A 16,531-nucleotide genomic window follows, 5' to 3' on the forward strand; every position below is an offset into this window, starting at 1 on the left:
GAATTCAGAGTGCAAAGGATGTCATTATTTTCTCAACTGATACCTTCTGGTTAAGAAACCAATAGTTCCTAAAGTTATAGTTACTATTATTAGTGATATTATATAATTAGAACTATGAATAAGTCCACCGAAATAATCAGCAAATGGTATTTTATTAATGTTTGCATATGTGATCATGAAAAATAGTATTTCGAATAGTTTTTTTCCTTTAGTAAGTATCCCTAGTGCAGAAGCCAGCAAAACAATAAATACGGATCCTGTTATGATATAACCTACAGATGAAAAATCCTGTGTAATTATCAATCTAATTAATAGAGGAGTGGCTAAAAACAATATGATGGCTATCCCAGCAATTATTTGTGAGGTTAATAATCGACCTAACGGTTTATGCGAACTAAATGCAAAATAATGAACATTATGGTAAATTTCTTTAGATGATATTTCCGAAAGCCGATGTACTTGTAAAAACCATAGTATGGGTAGGATCAATGGGTATGCAATCTCAACGGGAGTTATTGCTAGCAAAACCATTCCTATAAGATTTATAGCCCATAACCATCTTTTTCCTTTTCGGAAAAGTAACATTAGTTCAGTTTTTACTAGAGAAAATATTCCATAATCAATTTCAGATTGATATAAATTCGATAGAACGATTTCTTTACCTTCCTTTTTATTAAAGAATTTAGGAATTGTACTTGTGATTTTAGGTCTGTCTTTTGTGTTAAACCGGTGAAAAAATGGAGATATACATACAATTAGTATTGTTCCCAGTAAGATCCACGCTATTCGACTTATTAAAAAGGATAAAGGAAAAGATATTCCATTGAATTCGAATTTCTTTGGTTTCTGAACATTTCCTAAAACATACCCTATCGATAAATTAGTCTGCTCATCCACTTGTAAAATATTTTTAACACTTTCTTCCATTTGATGCATTACTATTTTAGTTCCAAAAGGATCTAATACATATTGAATCTCATTTGGGGAAGTAGAAAATACGGTTGCAGAAAATAAAAAGAAGAAACCTATATTTTGAATTACTGAATATTTTTTGAATAGAACTTCGAAAACTACTGCCAATACAGCAATAAAAAACATAGCCGGAATAGGAATCAATAAGTATGGAACTATAAATTGTGACAGTTCAAAAGGAAACCCTTCATTGTATAAAAAGAAGAGAATTATACTCATGATGAAAATAATAAATACAATGGTAGATAATATCAAAAAATTACTGAATACCTTCGATAATAAATATCTAAAGTTAGATGCAGGCGTAGCGGCAGTTATTTGTCCAATTTTGGTTACTTGATCAGTTTTAATGCTACTATTAACAAGATAAAAACCAACCAATGATAAAAACACACTCGTCATAATTGCAGTTACATAACCAAACCAGGCCGAATTGTAATATCCAACATAATCAGAAATTCTTATGGTTGAGTATGATGCATTGGGCTCTGGTACAAATGTATACGCTACTGCTAAACTAATACACAAGGTTATTAGAAAACTATAGGTTCTGGTACGTTGTAGATAATCGAACTTTATGGTTGATAAAAATGATTTCATAATAAATGTATTAGTGAGCATTATAGACTCCGATATGTATATTGTTTAAGAAAATCAGAGCAGTGATTAGAATCATTATAAAAACAATAGAAATTCCTGTCATTGCTTTTTTATTTATTGAATTTTTCATGGTTTTAATTTGTTTTAGTTAAGTATAAATATGCATCTTCTAGATTTGCTTGCTCAGGGATAGAATGTTCCTTTGGAGTTTCCGAAATGTATCTAACGTTTAGCATTCCTTCTTTTCGGGAAGTACTCACCACTATTTGATTATTTTTAAAATTTGTAAGTTGTTCTTTATCTATGATAATGCTAAAAACCTTTTGATCTACGTGTGCTATCAACTTTTCTTGATCCCCATATGAAAGCAAAGAGCCATTTTTCATTACGGCGACTTGATCTGCAATTGTATCAATATCTGATACAATATGGGAGGACAAAATCACGATACAATCCTGTGCTAAATCCGAAATAAGATTTCTAAAACGAACTCGTTCTTCTGGGTCAAGCCCAACCGTTGGTTCATCAAAAATTACAATTTTGGGATCATTAAGAAGTGCCTGTGCAATTCCTACCCGTTGTTTCATTCCTCCAGAATAACTTCCTATAGGTTTTTTTGCAGCGTCTAATAGATTAAGTCCATCTAGCAACTGCTCAATTTTTGATTTGAGATTGGATCCTCCAATACCTTTCATCGCTGCTATATATTCTAAAAACTCAAAAGCATTAAGGTTAGGATATACTCCAAAATCTTGAGGAAGAAAACCTAGCTGTTTTCGCATATAATTAGCATCTTTCAGAATATTGTTTTTATTCAAAATAATGACTCCTTGTGTTGGTTTACTTACTGTCGCTATCATTTTTAGAAGTGTAGACTTTCCAGCTCCATTAGGTCCTAATAACCCTAATATCCCTTTCTCTATAGTTATAGAGAAATCTTTTAAACCATACTTATTTCTATTATATTTTTTTGATACGTTTTGAATTTCGAGTGTCATAATTATCGATTTTATTTACTTAATGCTTTTTTGCTAATGGTCGTTACAAAACCATTTTGGCTAAACGATAAACTATTAGTATCATCTTCTATTTGTGTTAATACAACTCCAACAGTAGTGTCATAAAGTGATTTGTCATCTTTTTGGATAAGTTCACTTTTAACCCCTTGAGCTTCAGAAACTAAATACATTTTATCATTCTCAAGAATAATTTCCAAAGTGAGATTAGCTTCTTTAAGCAAATAAGTTCCGGTATATTTTTTGAAATTGTTTAAATCAATACTTTTGAAACTTTCTATAGGTTTATTATTCATATATGCTATTAGGTCAGTACTAATAGATTGTTTTGATGGAATTGACTTTGTATTAGTGAAAATTAAGTACAAATCTTTAGTGATTGGATTATATTCATTCCTGAATGCATACCCAATATTGTTTCCACCGTGTCCGTAATAATTCACTCCATCCTGATTGGATTTAAATAATCCATACCCATAATATTGGTTTCCAGATTCCATCATCATTTTTACTGTCTCTTTTTTCAGTAATTGTTCTGTTTCGAATAAGGATCGATAAAATATTTCCATATCTGTTAGGGTAGAAGCCATACTACCAGCTGCATACGCAATATTTGCAAAATAACGGTAGTCTAAATAGTCAGTCACATCTTTTCCTTTGTGATAAGGTGTGGCTAAATTCGGAATATTTCTATGCACGTATGGATGAGTGTTTTTCATTTTTAAAGGAATGAGAATGCGCTCTCGCAACAAATCAAAATAACTTTGATCTGTGATTTTTTCAATAATTTTTCCTAAAAGAAAATAATTGGTATTACAATAGTCGAATTTACCAACCATCTTAGAGCTTGATTTCTCTACTTGTTGTAATAAAGCAGTATTGTATAATGAATCGTTTTTTGCATAGAAAATATCTTGAATGTTTCTTCCTATTACTTCATCTAAACCACTTTCGTGTGTTAGTAGAGTTTCTATAGTCAAGGATCCATCTACGTTTTGTATTGGTGTTAAGTATTTACCAACACTGTCAGTTAGTCTTAAATTTCCTTTTTCGACTTCCTGAAGTATTAGTATTGCAGTAAAAGTTTTTGTTGCGCTACCAATATTAAAAACACTATGCGCTGTTAGATTAAAATTACCTAAACTGATTGTCTTTATTTCGTTATTTTTTTTGATTAAAATAGCTACTCCTTTGTTTTGTTCTTTTAATACGGAATTATATTTTTTAGAAATAATATCTAAATCATTTGTTTGGCCATATCCAATATACTTTATAAGGAAGAATACTAGTAATACGATTAATTGTCTTGAAGTTTTCATAAATCTGTTATTATAATTTGTTGGATCAAAACTCATTTAATTTAAGTTTAGAATAAAAAAAGAATGATGAGAGGAAGTGATAGAATGATATTAGGATAAAAATCATCTTAACACGAAAAAGAGGTCACATAGACCATAAAGGATAACTTACATCATTAAAAAGTGTTATTTCAAATACCAAAACCTATTTTTGATAAGAATTTTTAATCGGATACTATGTCAAAAATAGATACTTGGGTAGATAATAAGCTCTTACAAAACATAACAATATGGTTGTTTTTGATGCTTATTTTTATGATGGTCATTCAAGCAGAAAATAGATTTGTTACAAGTTTGAGTATTATCGCTTTTATAATGCCTCCAGTGTATATCTGTAACTTAAAGATATTGCCATTATTTTTCAAAAGTCAAAGAGCCTTGGGAACAACTCTCTTTCTTCTTAATATTTTCTTATTTACTTTTTTAGGAGTCTTTCTTTTGAGTAGTTTCTTTAATAATTTTCAATGGAAAATGCTTTTAAATGTTTTTGGAGGTCTGTTATTGGTGATCCTTTTCGGAACAGCCTTAAAACTTGCCAGAGATAGTTTTTTTCGTCGCCAAGAGGAGAAGGAAGCGGAGTTAAAACTTCTGAAAGCACAATTGAATCCACATTTTTTATTTAATACCTTGAATAACCTATATGGATTATCCGTAGTGAAATCAGAAAAATTACCTGATTTAATGTTGAAACTTTCTGACCTACTGCGGTATAGTTTGTACGAAACTAAAGAAATGTTTGTTCCTTTAGAAAAAGAAATTAAATATCTCGAAAACTATATCTCTTTAGAGAAAATACGCTTAGAAGATAAAGCAGATATTCAATTAAATATAAGTGGTAATATATCCAGTACTGTCATAGCACCAATGTTGCTAATTGTTTTTGTGGAGAACGCTTTTAAACATTTAGGAGTTCTGGAGAGTGTGAAGAGTAAAGTGTTGGTTGATGTTCGAGTAGGAGAGAGTTCACTTGTTTTCCAGTGTGTAAACACAACTGATTCTTTAGATATAAAGCATAATGATCTCGAAAAAGGAAAAAGCGGTATTGGTTTAAAAAATGCTAGAAAACGTTTAGATTTGATATATCCAGAAAAATATCAATTAGAAATAGCCGAACAAGAAGATTCTTATCAAGTAGCATTAACTCTTAATTTTTGAATGTGTGAAAATATTACAATGTTTAATAGCAGATGATGAGCCAATAGCTCGCCAGATCATTGAGAATTATATTAAAGAAATACCTTATCTAGAGGTAGTTTCTACGTGTAAAAATGCTTTTGAAGTTATGGCTTTTTTACAGGAAAACAATGTGGATTTATTATTCCTGGATATCAATATGCCCAAATTGTCTGGTATCAGTTTATTAAAGACAATGCAGCAAAAACCTCAGGTTATTATTACTACTGCATATCCAGAATATGCAGTAGAAGGATTTGAGTTATCCGTGACAGATTATTTACTCAAACCTTTTTCTTTAGAACGATTTATACAGGCTGTTATTAAGGTGCAACAAAAATCAAAGAATAATAATGTCAATAACGTGGCTATAGAGAAAGAAGATACTATTACATCTATATATGTAAAGAGTGATAAAAAGATTATCAAGCTTGATTTTGATGCTATCAATTATATAGAAGCGTACGGAAATTACATTAAAATATATACGGATCAAATGATTCTGACACCTACAACACTATCAGATTTTGCAGAAAAACTATCAGATGATTTCATAAGAATACACAAATCATTTATTGTAAATTTTAATAAACTGAAATTAATCGATGGTAATCAAATGGTATTAAAAAATGATAGTAAATTACCAATAAGTAAGTCTTACCGAAAAATGGTTTTAAATAAAATCGACAACGCTTAGCGTACTATAATTGGGATTCGTAAGATCATTTATCTAAATAATTGAGTAATATTAGTTTTATACATCGTTCCGATGGGTATTATATGATCCGAAATTAATATTCTATTTCCTTCGATACTTTTTATATGCTTTTTAGCCACTGCAAAGGACTTGTGTACCTGCAGAAAATCATCATTAGCTAGTGTCTCTATTAAATCAGTTATTTTTTCTCTAACAGTGATGGTTTCATCAATAGTTACCACCTTTACGTAGTTCCCGGCAGATTCCAAGTACTGAATAGCACCAAGTGGAACCTGTGTATATTTTTTATTGCTTTTTAGAAAAATACTTTTTTCTTCAGTTTCTAGCTTTACTTCCGAAGTAGATGAGGGTTTAGATGTTGTGGTTACTGCCTTATTGACTGCTTTTAGGAAACGCTCGAATCCAAAAGGTTTTAATAAATAATCGGTTACATTAAGTTCATATCCTTCCAAAGCATATTCGCTGTAAGCAGTTGTAACAATGACTTTGGGTGGCGAAGGAAGTGTTTTTAAAAAATCAAAACCTTTAAGTTTCGGCATATTAATATCAAGAAAAATTAAATCTACTTCATTAGTACTTAGGTATTCCAATGCTTCTAGCGCATCATAACAATCCTTCATTAACTTCATGTTTGGTAACAAATCGCAATAACGTTTGATAATACCGTGTGCCATATGTTCATCGTCTACGATTATATATTTGATCATATTTGTTCTAACGTTAATTGTACTTTATACACATCTTCTGTTACAGCAAAAGATAAAAAATGTTTCTTTGGATACACTAACTCTAGTCTTCTTTTTAAATTTTTAAGCCCAATACCTGGTTCTTTTGCGAGTTCTGTAGTGTCAAAATTATTTTCTATTTCAAAATGAATTTCTTTGGCTGTGGAAGTCAGGTTTAATCGAACAAAGGCATTTTCTCTTAGATTTTCTAAACCATGTTTAAATGCATTTTCCAGTAATATTATAAATAATAAAGGCATTATTTTGGATTTTTTATCTTCAATATTACAATTAAATTGAACATCGGTTTTTTTATGGTAGCGCATTTTATGAAGTTCGATATAATTCTGAAGATATTCAATCTCTTTATTAATTGTAACAAAATCGTGTTCTCCCTCATAAATGCTATATCGCATCATATCAGATAATTTTAATATTAACTCTTGAGCTTTTTTCGAATCTTCTTCTACTAAACCATACAGGTTATTAAGTGTATTAAAAAAGAAATGGGGATTAACTTGGCTTTTTAAGTGTAATAACTCAGTTTTAGTTTTTTCATTTTTAAGTCTAATGATGGATTTTATCTGCCTAATTAGCCAATTTAATATAAAAACCAAAACCATTAAAAACATCACTGGTATTAGAAGATCCATTAGTAAATCTTCCTCTTCTAATAATACTAAAGTTCCTTGTTTAGTTGCTTTTGCCTCGAATGTGTAGAAAACAATACTAAAAATAACGATAGAAATATTGATCATCAATGACCAAAAACCTAATCCAGGGACATTCAATTTTTTAAAAGCAGTACTTTCTCTTTTATCAATTCGATATCTGATATAAAGAAAGAGTACTACATAGGCACATGAAATTCCAAAGAGTATACTGAGTACTCCATGAGTCGGATCAGATTCCAGCATTCCTATCAAATAAAACACACCCAATAGAATAGCAATAACTAAGATTTCTTTTCGTATTAATGCGTTTAGGTCTTTGATATAATTTTTTCTTGTTAGAAACCAAAATAATAGCAAATAACCAAGTGTCCCAATAGAAGTTAATGTCAATAAAGTACCGGTGAATTTAATATCCAGTTTTATTAAGAACAAACCACTTATTAAAGAAAACACAAAGAGACTAAGTGTTATAAATACCCGATTATATCTGTCATTTTGTAACATCATACCCAATAATACTTAAATAAAGTATATCCTCCAAAGAAGTTGACATACACTGTTCATCTCTGTATGAACAATATCAAATCAGGGATAAACTTATTTACCATTTGTAGATCCTATTTGTATACCTATTTATATCCAGTTGATCACTATTATTTAATTATAAAAAAGCTTCTTGATAAGTTTAGAAAAAAATAAACAGTTTAATCAAAAAACGAACAATATGGAATTAACCATTAACAACTTATCAAAAACATATGCTAACGGAACCAAAGCATTACAAGATATTTCACTAAACATCCCAACAGGAATGTTTGGTTTGTTAGGTCCTAATGGAGCAGGAAAATCAACGTTAATGCGCACGATTGCTACTTTACAAGATGCGGATGAAGGCTCCATAACTCTCGGCGACACAGATTTGTTAAAGGAAAAAGATGAAATTAGAAAAGTGTTAGGATACCTACCTCAAGAATTTAGTTTATACCCTAAAGTATCCGCAGAGTTTTTGCTAAATCATTTGGCAGTACTTAAAGGATTGTCAAATAAGAAACAACGAAAAGAAGTTGTTGAAGCACTTTTGCATAAAACAAACTTATATATGCATAGAAAGAAAAATCTGGGAGGTTTTTCTGGAGGAATGAAGCAACGATTTGGTATTGCACAAGCTTTACTTTCTAACCCTAAACTTATTATAGTAGATGAACCTACAGCTGGACTTGATCCAGCGGAGCGAAACCGTTTCTATAATTTATTGAGTGAATTAGGAGAAAACACAGTGGTAATCCTATCCACTCATATTGTAGAAGATGTTAAAGAACTATGCACTAATATGGCTATCATCAATCAGGGACAGGTACTCCTAAAGGGAAATCCAATACAAGCTATCGAAGAACTTGAAGGTACGGTATATCAAAAAACGATTGAAAAAAGCGAACTAAATAGCTATAAGCAAGAATTTGCAGTCATTGCTGAAAAGTTTATACAAGGGAAACCAGTTATTCACATTTTGAGCAAAAATAATCCAGGGAAGGGATTTAAAGCTATTCCGACAGATTTAGAGCACGTATACTTCTCTAATATTTTTGGTGGACTTCAGAGCTAAACTATATGTTAATAGACATAGATACTTAACACTTTTCAATTCTCATTTAATACTAATCATCATGTTATTCGAAATATTCAAATTTGAAATTAAATACAGGGCAAAACGTCCTGATACCTATCTGTACTTTTTCATTCTATTGTTGTATTCAATGCTCGCGGTAGATATTATTTTTGAAGGTAATCTTAATATTCTAAAAAGAAATGCGCCTTATGTTATTGCCAGAACAATGACCATTAGTTCTGCATTTTTTCTGATGATTACTTCTATGATCATGGGAGTTGCAGCGTTACGAGATTTTGATCATCATATGGAATCATTGATGTTTGTGAACCCAATCAGAAAACGAGATTATCTATTGGGACGTTTTTTAGGTTCTTTTGTGATATTGCTGGTTATTTATGCTGCCTTGCCCTTAGGGATGATACTTAGTGAGTTTTTACCTTGGAGGAATAGTGATGCTCTGTTAGCCTTTAATCTTTGGCATTACCTGCATCCATTTCTAACGCTCATACTTCCTAGTTTGTTTTTTGGAGGTGCTGTATTTTTTATAAGCGGTGCTTTAAGCAGAAAATTGATGGTTGTCTATACACAAGGAGTACTACTATTAATGATGTATATCTTCTCGATGCAATTAGCAAATGGATCTAAAAATTTATTTCTATCTGGCCTTTTAGAACCATTTTCATTTCAAACAATTAGTTTGGTTACTCAATATTGGACGGTAGTAGAACGAAACACTATGATGCTTCCGTTAGAAGGTATTCTTTTGTATAATAGATTGTTATGGATGTCTATTGGATTGATAACTTTAATAGTCGGTTATTATAGGTTTGCTTTTAACGTGATTAAAAATGGTGTTATAAAAAGAAAAACTATCAATACAGATCTTAAAACTAAAACTAATGAAGAAATAGACGTGATACTGATTTCTAATAATAGTGTTTCTATGAATCCTAGAAAGATTGGTCTTCTTTGTCATCATTCTTTATTTTATTTTAAATCAATTCTAACATCAGTACCTTTTTTAGTAATTACAGCTTGTGCATTAGGAATCATACTCATCAGCTCAATAAGTTTAGATACAGCATTTGGTGTAGATAGTTATCCTACCACCTATATTATTGTAGGAGAGTTACTAGAAAATACCATACTATTTTTTTTATTGATCATCATATTTTACTCAGGAGAACTGATATGGAAGGAAAGAGATACAAAACTCAATCTAATTTATGATGCTTTGCCAGTTTCAGATATGGTGTATTTAACAAGTAAGTTGATAGGTCTTGTGCTTTCTTATAGCGTTTTGATGATTCTTATGATTCTTACCGGAATCCTTTTTCAAGCTTCTAAAGGATATTATGAATTTGAAATTGAATTGTATTTCACTTTCTTTTTCATTGAAATACTTCCGTTTTTGTTCCTTTTTACGATTATCTGTTTTTTCTGTCAAACGGTACTTAATCATAAGTTTTTATCTCATATCATAGCCATAGTTTTTACTTTCTGTGCTACCATTGGATTACAAGTATTAGGGTATGATCATGGATTATACAATTTAGGAGGTCCTGATTTAGGAATATATTCAGATATGAATGGTTATGGCCATTTTTGGGAGCCTTATATATGGTTCAAGATCTACTGGATTACGTTTTCAGCAATACTATTTATTGTAGCAATAGTTTTTGCAATTAGAGGTACAGAAACAAATATCAAAAGACGCTGGAGCTCAAGTAAACTAAGATTCACAAAACCATTAATGCGATTTGGTATCACTACGCTCTCTGTTTTTTTATTATCAGGTTGTTATATTTTTTATAATACTAATATTATTAATAGTTATTCAACCGTTGCTACACAGCAGGAACATAGAGTAAATTATGAAAAAACGTTAAAGAAATATGATCAACTCATACAGCCAAAAATTGTAGATGTTAACCTAAAAATAGAGCTATATCCCTATCAAAGAGATTATACAGCAGAAGGGTATTTCATACTAAGTAATCCTCACGATACCGTAATCAGTGAAATTCATATCCAAAAAGCACCTAATGACCAAGTAGAAATTGAATATTTAAATATCGAAAAAGGAGCCAGCGTCAACAAAAAACACGAATTATATGGGTACTATATTTATGAATTAGACCAACCATTACAGCCAGGTGATGCTATAAAAATGGAATTTAAGCAAACCCATACCACGAAAGGTTTTACAGAAGGCGCGAGTACTAATATCGTATACAATGGGACATTACTAAATAACTTTTACTTACCAACAATTGGATACAATAAGCATATTGAGTTAGAAGATGATTCAGAACGAAAAGAATATGGTTTACAACCACGAATGAGAAGAGCTAAAATAGATGATTCAAAAGCAGTTCTAGAAGGTATGTCTTCAGGTGACGGCGAAGAGATTAATTTTGAAATCATTATTGGGACTAGCATAAATCAAACTGCTGTAGCTCCAGGTTATTTACAGAAAGAATGGGAAGAAGGTGAACGCAAGTATTTCCACTATAAAATGGATAAACCTATGTCTAATTTCTATTCTATTATATCTGCAGAATATGAGGTAATGAAGGATCAATGGATATCGGAAGATTCAAGCCTTAAGCAAACAGTAGATCTTGAGATATACTATGATAAAGGACACGAATATAATCTGAATCGAATGATGCATGGTATGAAAAAGTCTTTTGATTATTTTACTGAAAATTTTGGTCCTTATCAATATCGTCAGATGAGAATCGTAGAAGCTACCAGTTATAAAAAGAGAGCACAATCATTTCCAAATACAGTACCTTTTTCAGAAAATATTGGTTTTATTATGGATATTGATGATCAAAAAGATGTGGATATGGCTTTTTATGTAACCGCTCACGAAATGGCGCATCAGTGGTGGGGTCATCAGGTAAATCCTGCTAATGTACAAGGAAAAGCTATGCTTTCCGAAACCTTAGCTCAGTATTCAGCTTTAATGGTATTGAAAGAAGAATATCCTGAAGAAAAAGTACAACAGTTTTTACATTCCAGAATGGATAATTATCTGAAAGGAAGAGCTAATGAGAAAATTAAAGAAATGCCACTAGCATTAGTAGAATCGGGACAACAATATATCTATTATGACAAAGGATTGATTAATATGTATTCCTTACAGGATTATATTTCTGAAGATAGCGTTAATGTAGCATTAAGAAGGTTTATTAGAGATTGGGATAGTTTTGAAGGTTTAAAAAAGACCAAAATAGACAGATATGCTACTACCAAAGATTTATTACCATATTTTAGGGAAGTAACTGCAGACAGTTTGCAATATGTGATTACAGATTTGTTTGAAACTGTTACACTTCATGAATGTCAGATAACGGAAGCTACTTATAACAAGGTTTCTGACAATCAGTATAAAGTAAAACTGAACTTAGATGTAGATAAGTATAAAGTAGCCGATATTAATAACGAAAGTAACATTCCGGTAAACGACTGGATTGACATAGGGGTATATGCACAAGGAACCAATGGAGAAGAAGAGTTGATATACCTAAAGAAACATAATATCACCAAACACGCTACAGAATTGCAAATTATAGTAGATCAAAAGCCTACTAGAGTTAGTGTGGATCCTAAAGGAAAAATAATTGATAAGAAAATAGAAAATAATTCTAGATCATTTTCAGAAAACGAATTATCGTTTTAGACGCTAGTTTTATAATATAATAGGGTAGTTCTATATGGTATTTAAGCACTTAATGGAATTACTTTATTATCAATTTTACATACCCATCAATTCCATTTCCCCATTCATCAACGTCAGGCCAAATAGTATCATAATTATATTTTTGTTTACTCAAATCATCATCAATATCCAGTAATCGTTCTCTTTGTTTATAATTAAATACCAGTGTTTTATGAGATTCTACAGGGTGATTTTTTAGAATACTAGCGATAGTTTCAAAATTTGGATGTCGATGCCGTCTTCCATTACTAGAAAAAAGATAATATTTTGCTTGTATCATTTTTATCAATTCAGGACTATTATTTTTCCATGCTCCGTGATGGGCAACTTTAAGAGCATCGATTTGTAATGGTAATTCATCTTCGGGGATCAACTTTTTTAATTGTTCTTCCACCTGGTTAGGAATTGCATCTCCGAGAAAGAGCATTTTTTTACCGTTGTATTCTAACAAAAAGATAATAGAAGATCCATTAGTAGGGGAGTTGTCCTCTTTCTCCCAAAATTTGGTATAGTTTTCCACCCAATCCCCAAAAGTGGATACCAACATTTCTTCATCAAGAATGGCTTCATCAAGATCTGCTTGTCTCATTTCTTCCATCATTTTCTCAAAAGCATCATCAAAAAATGCATCCTGGTTGATCTTACCTGCAAACATTTTTTTGAGATAACGATACCATGTATTCGCCATTTTATCAAGCGATGATTGCGTTGGACCTAATAAGGTTAAAAAAAGATCATTCGATAATTTTAGTTTTAATGGCTCGTCTGCTTTTACCGCTAATGAATTAAAAGTAGTATTCCAATTATAGGTATGTTTCAGCAATAAACTTCCTAAGGATGTGCCTTGTTCGTAACTTACTAATTGAATTTCGTCTTCCGTTTCTGCACTTTCTTTTCCTCCAATAATGTCAATCATAGGAGTCTCTCCTTCAAAATCACCATCATCTTTATCCTCAAAATTAAGATGTCTATAGCTATTAAACCATACTTCATCTATAGCAATCACAGATGGATTGTCAGCAGCTCCGTTTTCTTTAATAAAAGCTATAGCGCCTGATATGTGGTCAGCATCAATATGGGTTACTATAAATTTTGCGAGTCGGCGACCTTCGTTATGAAGGGCTTTTAACCTGGGTTTTACATAATCCCGAAAGGTAGAAGTGTATCCGGCATCAATCAAAATGAGAGCTTCGCCAAAATCTAAAAGTATTGCATCACCGTTTCCCGCTGGAAATAATTCGATGGATATAGGGTTTGGCATATATGTTTTTTATGAAGTTAAATAGTATGATGGATTATCTTAATAGTAATACAATCAAATTGTTGTAAATTAATGATAATTGTTATTTTCCCCAATTTTTATTACCTTAATAGTCACAATATCATCTAATGGCCGACCCTTTAATTAAACTGTTTCGTAAGAGAACAGTGCTTGTTCGTGCAAAAAACTCAATAGGAACAGGTACCCTCATCGCTCCAGGAAAAGTTCTTACATGTGCACATGTTGTAAGAAAGTCAATAGATAATATAGGTTCCATCAAAATATTGTTCCCAAATTTAGAAGAACCTGGTCATTTTGAATGGGAAGAGAGTGCAGTAAAAGTATATGTTTCTAAAATATATGAAGAACCAAATGAAACAACTGATACTGAAAGTGAATTAGCATCTTTAAAAAAAGAGTATCCAGATGTTGCTATTATAGAAATCTCCAAAAAAGATCACTCTTTAATGATGTTTCCGGATATTGATGACATTCCTGATGATTTACAGGATCGTCAATTTTTAGCATTTGGTTTTCAAAAAAAGGATAGAGATCTTAAACGAAATGTTCCCCAAGCAGTAAGCCTAAATTATAATGGCGAAGAAATTGATTCTGATGTTATTAGGAAATTAGTATTTGTAAATGGATTGATAAGACCCGGAATGAGTGGTGCTGCTTTAATAGAAAGAGAAACTGGTAACATCATCGGTATTATACAGATGACCCGTAACCCTAATGATGATCTTGGGGCCTTCGTAATACCTGTAGATATTATTTGGAGAGTTTTTAAGAGATGGGAAGAAGATGGTGATACTAATATCTTTTCCGAATTAACGAGTAAAGCAGTTAAAAAACAGATTCAGGAAGAATATAATCTGGAATATCCCAAATATCCAATGTATCGCAAATATGGGATTAGGTTGATCATTTTGCCAGTATTAATTTTTCTGTTGATTTGGTGGATGTTTTATCATCTTGGACAAATACAAGAATCTGGATTGATAGCAATAATATTGGTAACTGTTACAATCACAGGTAAAATAATGGGAGATTGGCTTGGTGAAGATATAAATAGTGAATCAAGCAAGCTTAAGAATACCATTGGATCATTATTTTTTGGTAATATATCATTGATAAGTCTTGGTGTCATTACATTCTTTTTATGGACGTTTACTACATCTGTATGGGTTCATGGAAATTCAGAATTTGATAAAGTACCAATTACCTTGTTTAGTGGTAAAGAATTTAAAGAAGGACGGCAAAAAAGCTTGAATCCAATAGGTGACACAAAATTTTTGATATGGACAACATTTATAGGTGATTCTGTGAAGATTGTTCCAGAAGGAAGAGAAGAATTACCTCTCTTTGTTTCTCCATTTTCTAAAAAAGAATTGTATTACCCCAAAAGCTTTTTACGAGAACCTATATTATTAATACGCTTTGATCCTAAGCGAGCAAGATTAATGAAAAAGTTTCGTTTAGAGGTCCGAATAGAAAAGCACAATAGTGAAGTTATCAAGTTTACGGATAGCATATTACAAGATAAAGGAGCAATGGTATTAGGAAAACGAAAGTTGAAAATTACCAAAGAACGTGAAAGAGAGTGGAAGCAATTCCACGAAAATGACCAGTTAACTGCTGCTATATTGGAAAAATGGTCGCAGCATTGGAAAAAAATAAAGCCCCATAATGAAGTTGACTTAGATATAGATGATAAGATTACGGTAAAGGTTATTAAAAAGTCAGATAGCACTGTTGTAAACGAACAATCGTATCGGATACGATCTGATAACACAGATAAATTATTAAAATTTACATTTCAATAACGGGGATTATGGGAAAAACAAGAATTAACGGATGGATCACTTGTACATTTCTACTCTGTACAGTACTGGTTATGGCGCAAAAACCGGAAATACAAGTGAGTTTTGATATCACTTCAGATAATTTATTTTTTGAAATATTTGAAAGCGATATAGATGAAATGAAAACCAAAGCATTGCCAATACTCATGGATGGACTTAATGAGTATATAGGATTCGTCTCTTTTTTAAAGGAATCTGCATCAAACAAACTAACGATCACATTAAAAAATAAGAATGTTGGTAGTACAGGTTTTAATGAAGAGTATTGGTTATTTTTTGAATTAAAGGATTCAGAAAACTCAGTATTTTCTCATGAATGGCAGTTTCTGGATTACGAAGAGTTTGATGCGTATCAGAGCTCTACTGTAATGATGTTAGAGAAGTTACAAGAAGATTGGAAAGCTTATTTAAATAAATCATATAACCAGGAATTGGTAAGTATTTTGTTTGATAAAATCTCAATCACTATTCCGGATGGTAATCATTATTATATCGATGATACTTCCGGTATAAAAGAGGCGATTCTTCCTTTTAAAAAAGAAGTGCTGATGATGGATCCCATTGATAGTGAGTTTAAAGTGATTGTCAATGGTAAGACCAATAGCGGAGTTCCTACAGTATCTAAGCATGAAGAAGCTCAGTTTTCAGGGACTGTGCAGGAAAATATGGCAGGAATACCTTTACCTCTAATGGGATGCCTAAGAATACAGCTTAAAGAATTACCTGTTATGGAACTACTTAATGGGGAAATCTTTATTACTAAATACAGAAGGAAAGTATATACTACTATTGCTACTTCGAGTGACTTTTTTGAATCTAACATTGAGTAA

General features: G+C 31.4%; 12 protein-coding genes. 6 read left to right on the plus strand and 6 right to left on the minus strand.

Annotation, left to right across the window (positions count from 1 at the left end):
- Window positions 1-24: 24 nt before the first annotated feature.
- The 3 genes from Q0910_RS13165 to Q0910_RS13175 form a co-directional block, all read right to left on the minus strand.
- Window positions 25-1,572, minus strand: a complete 1,548-nt coding sequence (locus Q0910_RS13165) for a hypothetical protein (protein ID WP_299217216.1) — start codon at window positions 1,570-1,572, stop codon at window positions 25-27.
- Between the two features lie 134 nt (window positions 1,573-1,706).
- Complete coding sequence (locus Q0910_RS13170) at window positions 1,707-2,570, minus strand: ABC transporter ATP-binding protein (protein WP_299217219.1); 864 nt, start codon at window positions 2,568-2,570, stop codon at window positions 1,707-1,709.
- A gap of 11 nt (window positions 2,571-2,581) precedes the next feature.
- The gene (locus Q0910_RS13175) at window positions 2,582-3,907 is read right to left on the minus strand and encodes a serine hydrolase domain-containing protein (protein ID WP_299217222.1); all 1,326 of its coding nucleotides are present in this window, start codon (window positions 3,905-3,907) and stop codon (window positions 2,582-2,584) included.
- A gap of 216 nt (window positions 3,908-4,123) precedes the next feature.
- Between Q0910_RS13175 and Q0910_RS13180 the strand changes: the two genes are divergently transcribed.
- Window positions 4,124-5,101, plus strand: a complete 978-nt coding sequence (locus Q0910_RS13180) for a histidine kinase (RefSeq protein WP_299217225.1) — start codon at window positions 4,124-4,126, stop codon at window positions 5,099-5,101.
- 4 nt (window positions 5,102-5,105) lie between these two features.
- Window positions 5,106-5,816, plus strand: coding sequence for a LytTR family DNA-binding domain-containing protein (locus tag Q0910_RS13185; protein WP_299217228.1), 711 nt, complete (start codon window positions 5,106-5,108; stop codon window positions 5,814-5,816).
- Window positions 5,817-5,845: 29 nt separating this feature from the next.
- Here the strand turns inward: Q0910_RS13185 and Q0910_RS13190 are convergent, their stop codons facing one another.
- On the minus strand, window positions 5,846-6,544 hold the full coding sequence (locus Q0910_RS13190) for a LytTR family DNA-binding domain-containing protein (protein WP_299217231.1): 699 nt from the start codon (window positions 6,542-6,544) through the stop codon (window positions 5,846-5,848).
- The gene (locus tag Q0910_RS13195; RefSeq protein ID WP_299217235.1) at window positions 6,541-7,743 is read right to left on the minus strand and encodes a histidine kinase; all 1,203 of its coding nucleotides are present in this window, start codon (window positions 7,741-7,743) and stop codon (window positions 6,541-6,543) included. The genes Q0910_RS13190 and Q0910_RS13195 overlap by 4 nt, the downstream gene beginning before the upstream one ends.
- Window positions 7,744-7,960: 217 nt before the next feature.
- Here Q0910_RS13195 and Q0910_RS13200 point away from each other — a divergent pair, with 217 nt between their 5' ends.
- Both Q0910_RS13200 and Q0910_RS13205 read left to right on the plus strand, forming a co-directional pair.
- On the plus strand, window positions 7,961-8,839 hold the full coding sequence (locus Q0910_RS13200; protein WP_299217239.1) for an ABC transporter ATP-binding protein: 879 nt from the start codon (window positions 7,961-7,963) through the stop codon (window positions 8,837-8,839).
- Window positions 8,840-8,900: 61 nt separating this feature from the next.
- The gene (locus Q0910_RS13205; RefSeq protein ID WP_299217242.1) at window positions 8,901-12,536 is read left to right on the plus strand and encodes a M1 family aminopeptidase; all 3,636 of its coding nucleotides are present in this window, start codon (window positions 8,901-8,903) and stop codon (window positions 12,534-12,536) included.
- Between the two features lie 58 nt (window positions 12,537-12,594).
- Here the strand turns inward: Q0910_RS13205 and Q0910_RS13210 are convergent, their stop codons facing one another.
- Complete coding sequence (locus tag Q0910_RS13210) at window positions 12,595-13,836, minus strand: MBL fold metallo-hydrolase (protein ID WP_299217245.1); 1,242 nt, start codon at window positions 13,834-13,836, stop codon at window positions 12,595-12,597.
- 128 nt (window positions 13,837-13,964) lie between these two features.
- Here Q0910_RS13210 and Q0910_RS13215 point away from each other — a divergent pair, with 128 nt between their 5' ends.
- The gene (locus tag Q0910_RS13215) at window positions 13,965-15,662 is read left to right on the plus strand and encodes a trypsin-like peptidase domain-containing protein (RefSeq protein WP_299217248.1); all 1,698 of its coding nucleotides are present in this window, start codon (window positions 13,965-13,967) and stop codon (window positions 15,660-15,662) included.
- Window positions 15,663-15,670: 8 nt separating this feature from the next.
- Window positions 15,671-16,531 carry a hypothetical protein gene (locus Q0910_RS13220; protein WP_299217252.1) on the plus strand — a complete coding sequence of 287 codons (861 nt, stop codon included), beginning with the start codon at window positions 15,671-15,673 and terminating at the stop codon, window positions 16,529-16,531.

Source organism: uncultured Aquimarina sp. (assembly GCF_947495315.1).
GTDB lineage: Bacteria > Bacteroidota > Bacteroidia > Flavobacteriales > Flavobacteriaceae > Aquimarina.

Bases quoted from the DNA above. Each gene is read 5' to 3' on its own strand.
- Q0910_RS13165 (WP_299217216.1), bottom strand. From the start codon at position 1,572: ATGAAATCATTTTTATCAACCATAAAGTTCGATTATCTACAACGTACC.
- Q0910_RS13170 (WP_299217219.1), bottom strand. From the start codon at position 2,570: ATGACACTCGAAATTCAAAACGTATCAAAAAAATATAATAGAAATAAG.
- Q0910_RS13175 (WP_299217222.1), bottom strand. From the start codon at position 3,907: ATGAAAACTTCAAGACAATTAATCGTATTACTAGTATTCTTCCTTATA.
- Q0910_RS13180 (WP_299217225.1), top strand. From the start codon at position 4,124: ATGTCAAAAATAGATACTTGGGTAGATAATAAGCTCTTACAAAACATA.
- Q0910_RS13190 (WP_299217231.1), bottom strand. From the start codon at position 6,544: ATGATCAAATATATAATCGTAGACGATGAACATATGGCACACGGTATT.
- Q0910_RS13195 (WP_299217235.1), bottom strand. From the start codon at position 7,743: ATGATGTTACAAAATGACAGATATAATCGGGTATTTATAACACTTAGT.
- Q0910_RS13200 (WP_299217239.1), top strand. From the start codon at position 7,961: ATGGAATTAACCATTAACAACTTATCAAAAACATATGCTAACGGAACC.
- Q0910_RS13205 (WP_299217242.1), top strand. From the start codon at position 8,901: ATGTTATTCGAAATATTCAAATTTGAAATTAAATACAGGGCAAAACGT.
- Q0910_RS13210 (WP_299217245.1), bottom strand. From the start codon at position 13,836: ATGCCAAACCCTATATCCATCGAATTATTTCCAGCGGGAAACGGTGAT.
- Q0910_RS13215 (WP_299217248.1), top strand. From the start codon at position 13,965: ATGGCCGACCCTTTAATTAAACTGTTTCGTAAGAGAACAGTGCTTGTT.
- Q0910_RS13220 (WP_299217252.1), top strand. From the start codon at position 15,671: ATGGGAAAAACAAGAATTAACGGATGGATCACTTGTACATTTCTACTC.